This is a genomic window from Sphingomonas sp. Leaf407 (assembly GCF_001425385.1).
GTDB lineage: Bacteria > Pseudomonadota > Alphaproteobacteria > Sphingomonadales > Sphingomonadaceae > Sphingomonas.
Window position 1 is genome coordinate 354,028 of sequence record NZ_LMQO01000002.1, and the last position, 12,471, is coordinate 366,498.

Genomic DNA, 12,471 nt, shown 5'->3' on the forward strand with positions numbered 1-12,471 from the left:
CTCGCCGCGCGTCCCCGGCGGCGTCCGTTATCGGCGTCGCTACAGCACCGTCCCGTCAAATACGACGCCGCATCGCCGGAACGGGCGGAAAGTTCGATGCGATTGGCTCCATAACGAAGCAATCGCGGAACCGCCGTGCCGCCGGCCCGCACCCCCGCCGATCCGCCGGTCGTTGCGCCGCCGTCCGGCCGCACCGGCCCGGTCGGCGATGGCAACGCCGGCCGGATCGGCCGGTGTTCGCTCGATAGCGGACCTAACGGCACGCGACGCCCGCCCCCGGCCGGTGGCATCGGGGCCCCGGCCACGATCCATATCGCTTCGATACGGTGGTGGGGCGGGGAACGTGCAATGTCGGGACTGGTAGAGTCCGCCAGCGCCATCATGCGGATGGCCGAGCGGCGGTTGGATGTCGTCGCCCATAATGTCGCCAATCTGGCGACGCCGGGCTATAAGCGGCGGGTCGGCTTCGCGCAGGCGCTGCGCGATGGCGCCAGCGTCGACGCACCGGCGATCGCCACCCATCTTCAACAGGATCAGGGCAGGATCACCGAAACGGGCAACCCGTTCGATCTGGCGATCAGCGGCGACGGCTATTTCCGGCTGCGCGCGGGCGAGACCACGCTTTTCACCCGGCAGGGCCAGTTCCGGCGCGATGCCGACGGACGGCTGATGACGCCGCAGGGCTATGCACTACAACAGGCGGGCGGCGGCGACGTGATCCTCGATGCCGCGACGATGCGGCTGGAGCGCGACGGCACGATGATGGCGAACGGCCGCGCGCTCGCCCGGCTCGCGATCGAACGGCCGGTCGATCCTGCCGCGCTGCGCATCGTTGGCGAAACCTTCGTCGCGGGCGAGATGCAGGAGGCATCCGACGCGATCGTGCGGCAAGGCGCGATCGAAGCGTCCAACGTCTCGCTCGGCGACGAGATGACCGGCAGCATGGCGGCGGTCCGCGAGGCGGAGAACGGCGCGAAGCTGATCCAGCTCTACGACGAACTGATGGGCCGGGTCGTCACGACCTTCGCCGGGGGCGGTCGATGAGCGGCGCCTATCACGTCGGCGCGGTCGGCCTGCGCACCCAGCAACTGGCGCTCGACGCGCTGGCCAACAACATCGCCAACATCAACACCGCCGGCTTCAAACGCTCCGACGTGCGCTTCGCCGATGTGGTCGCCAGCGCGGCGGACGGCGGCGTGCCGATCGCCGATCTCGCCTCCACCACGCCGACGCTGGCCGGGGTCGCGCTCGACGTGCAGTTCATGCTGAACGACCAGGGCGAGGTGCAGCGCACCGGCACCACGATGGACGTGGCGATCGAAGGTGCCGGCCTGATCGAACTGATGGGCGCCGACGGCCGCACCCTCTTGTGGCGTGGCGGTCGCCTGACCATCGGCGAGAGCGGGCAATTGTCCGGCCCCGCCGGGCTCGCGCTCAAATCGGCGATCACCGTGCCCGACGAAGCGTCCGACCTGACCATCGCCGCCGACGGCACCGTCCGCGCGGTGCTGGCCGAAGCCGCCGAACCGGTCGTGCTCGGCCAGATCCAGTTGGTGCGGGTGAACGATCCGGCATCGCTCGAGCGGCTCGACGGCGGGCTGTACCGCGTGGCCGACGATAGCACGCTCGACGCCTTCGCCCCCGGCGAGGACGGGACCGGACGGCTGGTGCAGGGCGCGATCGAACGGTCGAACGTGCAACTGACCGAGGAGATGGTGCGGATGATGCTGGTGCAGCGCGCCTATGCCGCGAATGCCCAGATCCTTCAGGCGGCCGATCAGATGATGGGCATCGCCAATGGCCTGCGCCGCTAGGGCCTTGGGGGAGCAAGCGACATGATGCTGGGCCTGGGAATGAGCTTCGTCATCGCCGCGACGGTGAGCGTCGATCGGCGCGAGCTGACGGTCGGCGATCTGGTGCGCCACGCCGACGGCCGGCGCTTCGCCGGTGCCGGTGCGGCGCTGCCGGTGCTTCGCCTGCCCGTCGCGCGGCGGCACGCGGTGCTGCCGGCGGCGTCGGTCGCGGCGCTGGTGCGGCGGCGGTTGCCGGCGCTCGCCATCACGTCCGATGGCACGACGACGATCACGCTGCGACCGAACCCCGATACGGCCATGCAATGCTGGGCTACGCTCCGCGCGATTGCCGCAGATGAGGCGGTGACACGCCGCGAAGTCGCCGCCGTGCCCTGCCTGACCGGACAACCCACCGCTACCATGCGCACCGCGCGCGATGGCACCGCCTTCCTTGCGACCGCGCAACCCGCCAGCACGCCGCTCGGTCGCTTTCTGCCCGCGCCGGTGACGCGGATCGCTGCGGGAACCGCGCTGACCCTGCGGTCGGTCCATGGGCCGGTCGCGATCGAACGCCCGGTCGTAACGATGCAGCCGGGTCGTTCGGGCAATCGGGTGTTCGTCCGCGACGGCGCGGGCCGCGTATTCGCCGCGCCGCTGACGATCGCGGAGGACGCGCGATGATCGCCGCCATCCTCGCCGCCACGCTGCTGCTGCCCGCCGACGATCTGTATCGCCGGGGCCGGTGGAACGCGCTCGCGACCGATCAGCGCGCGGGCGAGGTCGGCGACGCGCTGACCGTCATCGTCTTTCAATCGGCGGAGGCGAGCAACACGCAACAGACCACGACGCGCAAGGCGACCGATCTCAATGCCTCGATCGACGCCGGATCGCTCCGCGAAGGCGGCCGGGCGACGATCGGCGGCGGCTTCACCGGTCGCGGCGATGCCCGGCGCAGCGAACGGCTGGTCACGCGCCTCAGCGTCACGGTCAGCGACGTGCTGCCCAACGGCGATCTGATCGTGACGGGGACGCAGCGGATGCAGGTGAACGGCGAGCGGACCGAAGTCCGCCTGCGCGGCCGCATCCGCCCGATCGACATCACCCCCGACAACGCCATCCTCTCCAGCCGGATCGCCGATGCCGAGATCGATTACGGCGGACGTGGCTTCGTGTCACGCGGGGCGGGGCCGGGATTGCTCAACCGGCTGTTCAGCCTGCTGGGGCTCGGCTGATGCGGCGCGTGTTTGCCATGCTGCTGGCGCTCGCCGGCCCGCTGCCCGCCGCCGCGCAGGAGGTGCCGATCAAGGCGCTCGGCCGGTTCGACGGCTGGCGCGAGAATGCGCTGGTCGGCTACGGCCTCGTCATCGGCCTGTCGGGATCGGGCGATACCCGGCAGAGCGTGGTGACGCGGCAGGCGTTGCGCAACGCGCTCGGCCGGCTCGGCACCAACGTCGAATCCGCCGAGATCAGCAGCCGCAACGTCGCGGTGGTGATGGTCACGGCGACGCTACCGCCCTCGGCCAACGTCGGCGACCGGATCGATGCGACGATCGCCTCGATCGGCGACGCGCGCAGCCTTGCCGGGGGCACGCTCATCATGACGCCGATGCTGGGGCCGGACGGGCGCACCTATGCGCTGGCGCAGGGACAATTACTGGTCGGCGGCCACCGTTTCGACAGCCAGTTGAACCGCGAGCAGCGCAACTATCCGACCTCGGCGATCCTTCAGGGCGGGGCGACGATCGAGGCGTCGGTCGACAGCTCGATCCTGAAGCCCGGCGGCGAATTGTCGTTCCTGCTCGCCGAACCCAGCTTCTCTACCGCCGAGCGGATCGCGGCGGGGATCTCGGGGCGGCTGGGGCCGGGGGCCGCATGGGCGCGCAATGCCGACGAGGTGCGGGTCCGCTATGCCGGACCGGCGGCGAACCTGACCGCGTTCCTCGCCGACATCGAACGGGTGACGGTGCGGCCCGACGCTCCGCCGCGCGTCGTCATCAACGAACGCACCGGCACCGTCGTGGCGGGCGGCGACGTGACGCTGTCGTCGGTGGTCATCGCGCAGGGCGACATCAAGATTTCGGTGGTGGCCGAAAATGTCGCGTCGCAGCCCGATTTCTACACCGGCTTCGCCAGCGATCCCGGCGGCGTGCGCAGCCTGATCGTCACCAATACCCGGCTGAACGTCGCGCAAGGGGCGGGCGACCGCACCTTCCGCTTCCCGAGCACCACCATCGCCGATCTCGTGCAGGCGCTGTCCAACGCCCGCGTCGATACTCAGCGGATGATCGGCATCCTTCAGGCGATCAAGGCGGCGGGTGCGCTGCACGCCGACCTCGTCATTCGTTGACCGGAGCTTTCGTGATGAACGCCGATACCTCGCAACTGATCGTCAAGGCGCTCGACGGCCTGACCGCCCGTGCTGAGGCGACCGCCGCCAACATCGCCAATGCCGCGTCGCCCGGCTATCGCCCGGTGCGGGTCGCGTTCGAGGACGCGCTGCGCCGCGCGGTGGCGCAGGGACCTGCCGCCATCGCCGCGGTCCGGGCCGAGACGCTGCTCGCCGCGACGCCGACCTATGGCACCGAGATGCGGGTCGACCTCGAGCTCGCCACCGCATCGGACACCGCGCTGCGCTACTCTGCGCTGCTCGACATGCTCGGCCGGCAGGGCGCGATCCTGCGCAGCGCCATCGCCGGGGGACGCTGAGCCATGAACGCCGCCGCGATCAGCCGGAGCGGGCTCGACGTCGAATGGCAGCGGTTGCAGGTCATCGCCGCCAACCTCGCCCATATGAACACCAGTGCCGCCGATGGTCAGCCCTATCGCGCGCAACGCCTTCTGTCCGGCCCGGCCGGTGGGTTCGCCGGCGCGATGCGCGGCGCGCAGGGTGTCGTCGCGCAGGGACTGGCCCCGATGGCCGGCAGTCTGCGCCGCGTCCACGAACCCGGCCATCCCCATGCCGATGCCGAGGGCTTCGTAACCTATCCCGACATCGATCAGGCGGGGGAAATGGCGCTGATGATCCGCACCGCCCGCGCCTATGAGGCGAACCTGACCGCGCTCGGCATCGCGCATCAGATGATGACCCGCGCACTTGATCTGGGGAAACAGGCATGAGCGTCGCCGCCATCCCCGCGCTGTCCGGCGTCGATGCGGCACCGCTCGCGCTGCAACTGGGACCCGTGCTGTCCGCGCCGCCGCCCGCTACCGTCGCCGCGCCGGACTTCGGCGCGATGGTCATGGCCGGCCTGCGCGGCGTCGATGCGAAGCTCGCCAGTGCCGACGCGCTCGTCCGCCGTTTCGCGGTCGGCGACGACGTGCCGCTGCATCAGGTCACGATCGCGCTCGAACAGGCGCGGCTGTCGGTCGAACTCGCGATGCAGGTCCGCGCCCGGCTGGTCGAGGGCTATCGCGAACTGATGAACATGCAGTTGTGAGCGACCCGGTGCTTCCCTCCTCGCGGCGGCAGTGGGTCGTCATCGGTGCGGTGTTCGCGGCGGTCGTGCTGCTGCTCGGCCTCGGCTATTTCCTGTTCCTGCGCGGCGGCTATGTCGTGTTGGCCGATGGCGTCCGGCCGGGCGAGGCGGCGGCGATCGTCGCCGAACTCGACAAGCGCGGCACGCCCTATGACCTGCGCGATGGCGGAACCACCATCCTCGTCCCCGACGACGAAGCCGACGCAACCCGCCTGGCGCTCGTGCGGTCGGATGCGGCGATGGTGGGGCAGATCGGGTTTGAGCTGTTCAACAAGTCGGACATGGGACTCACCAATTTCGCGCAGAAAATCAATTACCAGCGCGCGCTTCAGGGAGAACTGGTCCGGACCATCATGGCGATGGACGGCGTCGAGACGGCGCGGGTGCATCTGGCGTTGCCCGAGCGGGCGTTGTTCCGCGACGACCGGACCGCGCCGAGCGCCGCCGTCACCGTCGCGATGCGCGCCGGGCTGACTCCCGATCCGGCGCGGGTTGCGGGTATCCAACGGCTGGTGTCGGCGGCGGTCGCCGATCTGCCGGCGGAGCGGGTGGTCGTGCTCGACGGCGATGGCCGCGTCATCAGCCAGGCGGGCAGCACCGCACCGGTCGCCGATACGGGCGCGAAAGGTGCGGTCGAGCAATATTACCGCGCACGGGCGCAGGCGGCGATCGACAGCGCGCGGCCGGACCTGCGCTACCTGCTGCGCGTCCTCGCGCTGCCGCAGGGCGACACGCTGATCGATCCGGCGCGCTGGATACCGGGGGAACAGGGCGGCAGCCGCGATTTCCGGCTGCGAATGACGCTGGTCACGACGCAAGCCGTCGACGCCGACACCCAGCGCCGCTTGCAGGAGTTCGTCACCCCGGCGGTCGGCCTGAGCGAAAAGCAGGGCGACGTGCTGCTGTTCGAGACGGGATCGATCGATCCGCCCGCCGCCGCCGCACTCCCGATCGCCGCGACACCGCGCATCGCGACCACGCCGCTGCCGACGGCCGATCCGATCGAACCGGCGACCGGCTGGCCCAGTGCGTGGTGGCTCGCACTCGTCGCGCTGCTCGTCGTGGCCGGGATGACGTGGCGTCGCCGCACCGCGAAGGCGATGCCCGAGCATGAACGCGATGCCTTTGCCGATGCGTTGCGCCGGCAGTTGGCGCGGGAAGGGGGCGATGATGGCCTCCGCTGAATTGACGCTTGCCGCGCTGGTCGAGCGGTTGCGCACGCTCGCCGCCGACGATCGGCGGGCGATCCTCGACACGCTGCCGCCGGCCGAACGCCGCCGGATCGCGGCGCGGATCGATGACGCGGCCCCGTCACCCTATGGTCCGGCGATCGCCGCGCGGATCGCCGCCTGTACGGACGATGACGCCATGACTCCCGCCGCGCGTGAGGCGCTGGCACGGGCAGCGCGGCGTCCCGATACCGTCGCGGTGGTGGCGCGTGGCCCGACGCTGTTCGACCGGATGGTCGGACGAACCGGAGCGCGCCGGTCATGACCATGGTCCTGAAAGATGCCGCCGGACAGGGCGGCACCGTCCGTCGGCTGAGTGCGACGGTGCCCGCCGTCCCGGTGCCGCCGCCGATCGATCGCCACGCGGAAGCGCTGGCGGCGGCACAGGCTGAAATCACTCGACTGCGGACCGAGAGCGAGCGGTTGCGCCGGCAACTGGCGGACGCCGCCACCGCGACCCGCACCGCCGTCGTCGAGGCGAGGAAGGCCGGTCACGCCGAAGGCCATGCGGCCGGCCTCGCTGACGCAGACGACCGTGTGGCGGACCGGATCGCGCTGTTGGCCAAAGGTGTAGGAGAGGCGGGCGCACGGATCGACGCGCGGCTGGCGAATATCGACCGGCTGGCGGCGGCACTGGTTCACGCCGCGCTGGCGAAGCTGTTCGCCGAACCCGATGCGATGGCGGCAATGGTGGTTGCCACCGTCGCGCGGCACGCCGCGGTGCTGCGCGACGGCGCGTTGCTGTCGCTGCGGGTGAGCGGTCGCGATTTCGCCGATACCATGGCGATCGAAGCAGCGCTGGGCGATGGCGCGGTGCCGGTCGTGCTATCGATCGATCCCGCCCTGCCGTCGGGCGCATGCCGTGCATCGTTGCGGCTGGGGGCGGTCGATCTCGACGTGCCGGCACAGGCCACGCGGCTGCTACGGCTGATCGATGCGATGGCGGACGCATGACGTCGCACCGCTTCCTCGACGCCATCGCCGCCCATGCGGCGGTCGTGCCCTATGGCGAGGTCCGCCGGGTCGCCCCCGGCCGGATCGAGGCGAGCGGCCCTGCCGCGACGGTCGGCGATCTGTGCGCGATCGGCGAGGCCATGCTGCTCGCCGAGGTCGCGTCGGCGGGGGAGGACGGGCTGATCCTCGTTCCCGTCGCCGAAGCCGGCGACATCGGCGTCGGCGCGCGGGTCGAACGGTGGCGCGCGGCGGAATCGGTCGGCGTCGGCGACGGTTATGCCGGGCGGGCGATCGATGCGCTGGGGCGGCCGATCGACGGTGGCGGGCCGATTGCCGCGACGCGGTTCCAGAACCCGCGCGGCACGCTGCCGCCGACGCTCGATCGCGTCGCGCCGCACCGCGTGCTGGAAACCGGCATCCGCGCGATCGACGGGCTGCTGACGCTCGGCATCGGCCAGCGCATCGGCATCTTCGCGGCGAGCGGAGTGGGCAAGACCAGCCTGGTCGAACAATTGGTCGCGCAGAGCGATGCGACGCGCTGTATCCTCTGCCTCGTCGGCGAGCGCGGGCGCGAGGTCGAACAGTTCTGGGCCAATATCGCGGCGCGGCGCGACCGGGATCGCTTCACGATCGTCGCGGCGACGTCGGACGAAAGCGCGGTGCTGCGCGCGCGGTCGGTATCGGTCGCGCTGTGCCTTGCCGATCATTGGCGCGGGCAGGGCGAGCATGTGCTGCTGGTGATCGATTCGGTCACGCGGCTGGCGATGGCGCTGCGCGAGATCGGGCTGGCGGCGGGCGAGCCGCCGACGGCGCGCGCCTATACCCCCAATGTTTTCGCCGCGCTGCCACGGATGGTCGAGCGCTGCGGCGCGGTGCGCGGGCAAGGCGCGATCACTGCGGTGATGACGGTGCTCAGCGAAACCGACGAGGTCGACGATCCGATCGTCGAGACGATGAAGTCGCTGCTCGACGGCCATATCGTGCTGTCGCGCACGCTGGCCGAACAGGGGCATTTTCCGGCGATCGACCTGCCGCGCAGCGTCAGCCGGCTGGCGGGCGGGTTGATGGCACCCGATCAGGCACATGCCGCACTCGCTGCCGTCGCGCAGTTGAGCCTGTTCGACGAGGCGCGGGTGATGATCCAGAGCGGCATCTATCAACGCGGCAGCGATGCCGCGACCGACACGGTCATTGCCGGGCGCGAGGCGCTGCTGGCGTTCCTGCGCCAGCCGAACGACCGCGCCGTCCCGATCGCCGAGACGCAGCGCGCGCTGCTCGCGATGATGCGGGGAGCGGCGCATGGCTGACCGGCGGCAGGCGATGCTGGCACAATGCCGCAGCGCGATCGGCGCGCGCCGGCGGCAGGCCGAGGTGCGGCACGCCGATGCGCTCCGCGCGCTGAATGCGGCCGAGGCGGCGCGGATGCAGGCCGGCGAAATGCTGCACGCCGCCGAGCGCGATTGGAACGGGCAGATGCGCGCACGGTTCGATCCGTTGCTGGGCGTGCTGCTCGGGCGCGAGCTGCGCGAGCGGGCCGAACAGGTGGTGCGGGCGGACCGGCTGGCACGCGATGCCGCCACCGCCCGCGCCCAAACCGAAGCGGCATGGCGCTGCGAGGATGGTCGCTGGCGGATGCTCGACGACGTGGTCGCCGCCGCGAGGGCCGATGCAGCGCGACGGGCCGACGAGGCGCTGCTGACGGCGGCGGCCGACCGGCTGTGTTTCCAATGGAGCGCGCGATGATCCCGCCGCTGTGGGTCCAGCCACCGGCCGGTCCGGCCCGATCGCTCGTCGCGCCGCCGCAGGATGGCATGGCGGGAGCGCCGACCTTCGCGATGCTGCTCGTGCCGCCAGCGGTTGCCGAACCGTCGTCGTCGGTGCCGGTCGCGCTGGCCGTCGCCTCGGCGCAGACGGATGACGCGGAGCCGCCGACGATGGCGGGGCCGCCGGCGCTGTCAGCCGAAATACCGTCCTTCCCGTCGTCGCTGGAACGCCATCCGGTGGTGCCGCGTGACCTTGCGCCGGTCGCGGTCGGCACGATCGTTTCGTCGCTGCACGACGTGACCGTGGCGGGAGTGCAGCCTGCCGATACCCGGTTCGCTGTGGTCGATACCGTGCCGATCGGGGCTGCATCGAATCATGTAACAGATGCCCGGGCGCGCGTTTTCAATCAGGACGGATTTTTCGGGACGGGGGTCATCGTTGCGGAAGCAACCGAACCGCCCGTGCAGGCTTCGTCGGTCGCCCTGCCGCAAGCGGCGGTGCCCTTGGTCGGCGAGACGTCCGAGGGTGACGTCATGCCGCCGCTGGCCGAACGGACGACCGTAGCCGCGAGGTCGTCGTTCGCCGGGACGATGGCCTCGCCCCCGCCGGTCCCGACACGCAACGGGCAAGCCGCATCGGGCGGATCGATCCTGCCGGTCGTCCTCGCCCGGACGTTCGCGAAGAACACGCCAGCGCGGGTCGCGGTTCTCACGCCACCGCGTCGCCCTATAGTACCGCCCCCGACCGCGTTCGTCGCAGTGGCGGTGCGGGCGGTAGCGCACGGGATCGACGTCGTCGCGCGGATCGATCGCCACGATCCGGCCGCCGGCCGCCTGTCGGACGAGATTGCCGCGCTGCTGTCGCGCCATGGCTATGCGTCGGGCCGGATCGTGGTGCTCGCGCCCCTTCAGCTACCCGAGGAACGCTGATGCAGATCGTCCCCACTACCCCGGCGACCGGCAGCGATCCCGCGCCGGCCACGACCAATGGCGCGACGGCCGCCAGCAGTGCGTTCGGGCTCGGCTTCGACGCGCTGCTCAAGATCATCCTGACCCAGTTGACCTATCAGGATCCGTTGAAGCCGATGGACAATTTCCAGTTCGTCTCGCAGCTCGCGCAATTCTCGCAGGTCCAGCAGGGACAGACGACCAACGACCGGCTCCAGGCATTGGTCGCGGCGCAGGCGACGACGCAGGCGGCGAGCCTGCTCGGCAAATATGTCGACGTGCCGGCCGGGACCGCGACCCTGAGCGGCACGGTGCGCGCGGTCGCGCTGTCGAACGGCACGCCCAGCGTCACCATCGAAACCGACGACCAGCGAACCGTCAGCGGCATCGCCATCACCAGCCTATCGCAGATCAGGGAGAAGAAATGATGTTCGGTGCGATCTATATCGGTTTGAGCGGCCTCAACGCCTATTCGCGCGGGCTGCAACAGGTCAGCAACAACGTCGCCAATCTGAACACCACCGGGTTCAAGGGGGCGAGCGTGACGTTCCAGAACCTGACCGGTGCGGGCGGCGGCGGCGGGCTGGCGCTGACCGGGGCGAAGGGCGATGGCGACGGGGTGGAGGTCGGCGAGGGCACGCTGAGCTTCAAACAGGGCGAATTGCGCGCCAGCGACCGCGATCTCGACCTGTCGGTCGACGGCAACGGGTTCCTCGTCCTGCTCGACGGCGACCGGACGCTGTTCGCGCGCACCGGCAGCTTCGAGGTGAACGGCGATGGCCATGTCGTGCTGGCGGGCACCGACTATCGGCTGGCGACGCTGGGCGCGGACAATCGCCCGGTCAGCCTGTCGATCGATCGCCAGCGCACCAGCCCGCCCAAGGCGACGACCAGTGTCGCCTTCGCCGACAATCTGTCGTCGGGCGCGGCCAACTTTACCGTCGGCGACCTGAAAGTGACCGATGCCAGCGGGACGCAGCATGTGTGGACGGCGCGCTTCGCCAAGGACGCGGCGGCCACCGGCAATGCATGGAACGTGACCGTCACCGATGCCAAGGGCGCGACGATCGGCACCAAGGCGCTGACCTTCACCAACGGCATCGTCGATCCGGCGAGCGCGAAGCTCCGCTTCGGCGACGCGGCGGCGGGGCTCGACGTCGAGTTTGATTTCTCGGCCGGGGTGACGTCGTTTTCGGGCGGCGAGGTGTCGACGCTGCGCGCGAGCAAGGTGGACGGTTATGCCGCCGGCACCGTCACCGGGGTCGCCACCAATGCCTCGGGCCATCTGGAACTCAGTTATTCCAACGGCCAGAAGGTCGATCTGGGCGCGGTGGCGCTGGCCGATTTCCGCGATCCCGGCACGCTCGAACAGCGGCAGGGCGGGGTGTTCGCGCAGACGAGTCCGGGAGAGCACGCCTTTCTCGCCAGCAGCGATCCGCGCGTCGGGCAGGTGCGTTCGCGCCGGCTGGAGGCGTCGAACGTCGATCTGTCGCAGCAGTTCGGCGACCTGATCCTGATCCAGCGCGGGTTCCAGGCGTCGTCGCAGATCGTCAGCGTGTCGAACGACATGATCCAGCAGCTCTTCGGCATCCGGGGGCAGGGGTGAGCGACGCCACCCCCTGGCTGCCGGCCGGTGCCGTGCCGCCGGCGTCGCTCCACGCCGGCCTTGCGGCGCGGGTCGAGCGCTGGGCGGACCGCTGGTTCGCGGTGCGGCCGCCGGCGTTGCAGGCGCCGGTGCGCGGCAGCCCGGCGGGGTTGCAGTGGCGTGGCAGCGGCGGGGTGATGATCGGCACCGTCGTCGATGTGATGATCGGCGTCGGCGCGCGGATGCTCGACGTGCCCGCCGAGGATCGCAGCGAGGCCGAGCGGCAGTTGCTGGCGGAGGTCGCCGAGCCGTGCCTTGCCGAGCTGCGCACGCTGATCGCGGAGCGCGGCGAATGGCGGCCGGTGACGACGCTTCCGGCATGGAGCGCGGCGATCGGCGAGGGACTCGCCATCGGCTGGAGCGCCGGGCATTTCGCGACGCTGATCCGGCAGGGGCTGCCCGCAGCCGCACCGTCGCCGTTCGCCTCGCCGGTGCCGGCACTCGCGGCGTTGCGGGTGCGGGTGGGCGCGGCGGCGGGGCGGGTGGCGATGACCGTCGCCGATCTCGCCGCCCTCGCGCCGGGCGATGTCGTGGTGCTGGACACCGGGGTCGCCGATCCGCTGCCGATCACCCTCAACGGCCGCGCCGCCGCGCGCGGGCGGGTGATGGTCGTCGCCGCCGATCCCGCGCCGTTCCTGAAAATCGTCGAACCTCTAGGCTGAA

General features: G+C 70.9%; 17 protein-coding genes. All 17 read left to right on the forward strand.

Annotation, left to right across the window (positions count from 1 at the left end; translation table 11 throughout):
• The first annotated feature begins 348 nt into the window (after window positions 1-348).
• From ASG37_RS07985 to ASG37_RS08065, 17 genes are read left to right on the forward strand one after another with little or no spacing between them, the layout of a single operon-like run.
• Window positions 349-1,044, forward strand: coding sequence for a flagellar hook-basal body protein (locus ASG37_RS07985; protein WP_156349075.1), 696 nt, complete (start codon window positions 349-351; stop codon window positions 1,042-1,044).
• A complete protein-coding gene (locus tag ASG37_RS07990) occupies window positions 1,041-1,814 on the forward strand; it encodes a flagellar hook-basal body protein (protein ID WP_055757964.1) in 774 nt (257 codons plus the stop codon). Before ASG37_RS07985 ends, ASG37_RS07990 begins: the two co-directional genes overlap by 4 nt.
• A gap of 21 nt (window positions 1,815-1,835) precedes the next feature.
• Window positions 1,836-2,474, forward strand: coding sequence for a hypothetical protein (locus ASG37_RS07995; protein WP_055757967.1), 639 nt, complete (start codon window positions 1,836-1,838; stop codon window positions 2,472-2,474).
• Entirely contained in the window at window positions 2,471-3,025 is a 555-nt protein-coding gene (locus tag ASG37_RS08000; RefSeq protein ID WP_055757970.1) for a flagellar basal body L-ring protein FlgH, read from the forward strand. The genes ASG37_RS07995 and ASG37_RS08000 overlap by 4 nt, the downstream gene beginning before the upstream one ends.
• The gene (gene flgI, locus ASG37_RS08005; protein ID WP_055757973.1) at window positions 3,025-4,140 is read left to right on the forward strand and encodes a flagellar basal body P-ring protein FlgI; all 1,116 of its coding nucleotides are present in this window, start codon (window positions 3,025-3,027) and stop codon (window positions 4,138-4,140) included. Before ASG37_RS08000 ends, flgI begins: the two co-directional genes overlap by 1 nt.
• Window positions 4,141-4,154: 14 nt before the next feature.
• Window positions 4,155-4,499 carry a flagellar basal body rod protein FlgB gene (locus ASG37_RS08010; RefSeq protein ID WP_055757976.1) on the forward strand — a complete coding sequence of 115 codons (345 nt, stop codon included), beginning with the start codon at window positions 4,155-4,157 and terminating at the stop codon, window positions 4,497-4,499.
• 3 nt (window positions 4,500-4,502) lie between these two features.
• On the forward strand, window positions 4,503-4,910 hold the full coding sequence (locus ASG37_RS08015) for a flagellar basal body rod protein FlgC (protein ID WP_055757979.1): 408 nt from the start codon (window positions 4,503-4,505) through the stop codon (window positions 4,908-4,910).
• Entirely contained in the window at window positions 4,907-5,230 is a 324-nt protein-coding gene (locus tag ASG37_RS08020) for a flagellar hook-basal body complex protein FliE (RefSeq protein WP_082448114.1), read from the forward strand. Before ASG37_RS08015 ends, ASG37_RS08020 begins: the two co-directional genes overlap by 4 nt.
• Window positions 5,227-6,453 (forward strand): flagellar basal-body MS-ring/collar protein FliF, encoded by a 1,227-nt coding sequence (gene fliF / locus ASG37_RS08025; RefSeq protein WP_055757982.1) that lies wholly within the window; start codon window positions 5,227-5,229, stop codon window positions 6,451-6,453. Before ASG37_RS08020 ends, fliF begins: the two co-directional genes overlap by 4 nt.
• Entirely contained in the window at window positions 6,437-6,763 is a 327-nt protein-coding gene (locus ASG37_RS08030) for a hypothetical protein (protein WP_055757986.1), read from the forward strand. The genes fliF and ASG37_RS08030 overlap by 17 nt, the downstream gene beginning before the upstream one ends.
• Complete coding sequence (locus ASG37_RS08035) at window positions 6,760-7,452, forward strand: hypothetical protein (protein ID WP_156349076.1); 693 nt, start codon at window positions 6,760-6,762, stop codon at window positions 7,450-7,452. Before ASG37_RS08030 ends, ASG37_RS08035 begins: the two co-directional genes overlap by 4 nt.
• The gene (locus ASG37_RS08040) at window positions 7,449-8,759 is read left to right on the forward strand and encodes a FliI/YscN family ATPase (protein WP_055757991.1); all 1,311 of its coding nucleotides are present in this window, start codon (window positions 7,449-7,451) and stop codon (window positions 8,757-8,759) included. Before ASG37_RS08035 ends, ASG37_RS08040 begins: the two co-directional genes overlap by 4 nt.
• Window positions 8,752-9,195, forward strand: a complete 444-nt coding sequence (locus tag ASG37_RS08045) for a hypothetical protein (RefSeq protein ID WP_055757994.1) — start codon at window positions 8,752-8,754, stop codon at window positions 9,193-9,195. Before ASG37_RS08040 ends, ASG37_RS08045 begins: the two co-directional genes overlap by 8 nt.
• Window positions 9,192-10,145, forward strand: a complete 954-nt coding sequence (locus tag ASG37_RS08050) for a hypothetical protein (protein WP_156349077.1) — start codon at window positions 9,192-9,194, stop codon at window positions 10,143-10,145. The genes ASG37_RS08045 and ASG37_RS08050 overlap by 4 nt, the downstream gene beginning before the upstream one ends.
• Window positions 10,145-10,591: a flagellar hook assembly protein FlgD gene (locus ASG37_RS08055; protein ID WP_082448116.1), complete on the forward strand. Its 447-nt coding sequence runs from the start codon at window positions 10,145-10,147 to the stop codon at window positions 10,589-10,591. Before ASG37_RS08050 ends, ASG37_RS08055 begins: the two co-directional genes overlap by 1 nt.
• Window positions 10,588-11,769: a flagellar hook-basal body complex protein gene (locus ASG37_RS08060; protein WP_055757999.1), complete on the forward strand. Its 1,182-nt coding sequence runs from the start codon at window positions 10,588-10,590 to the stop codon at window positions 11,767-11,769. Before ASG37_RS08055 ends, ASG37_RS08060 begins: the two co-directional genes overlap by 4 nt.
• Window positions 11,766-12,470 (forward strand): FliM/FliN family flagellar motor switch protein, encoded by a 705-nt coding sequence (locus ASG37_RS08065; protein ID WP_055758003.1) that lies wholly within the window; start codon window positions 11,766-11,768, stop codon window positions 12,468-12,470. Before ASG37_RS08060 ends, ASG37_RS08065 begins: the two co-directional genes overlap by 4 nt.
• Window position 12,471 lies beyond the last annotated feature (1 nt).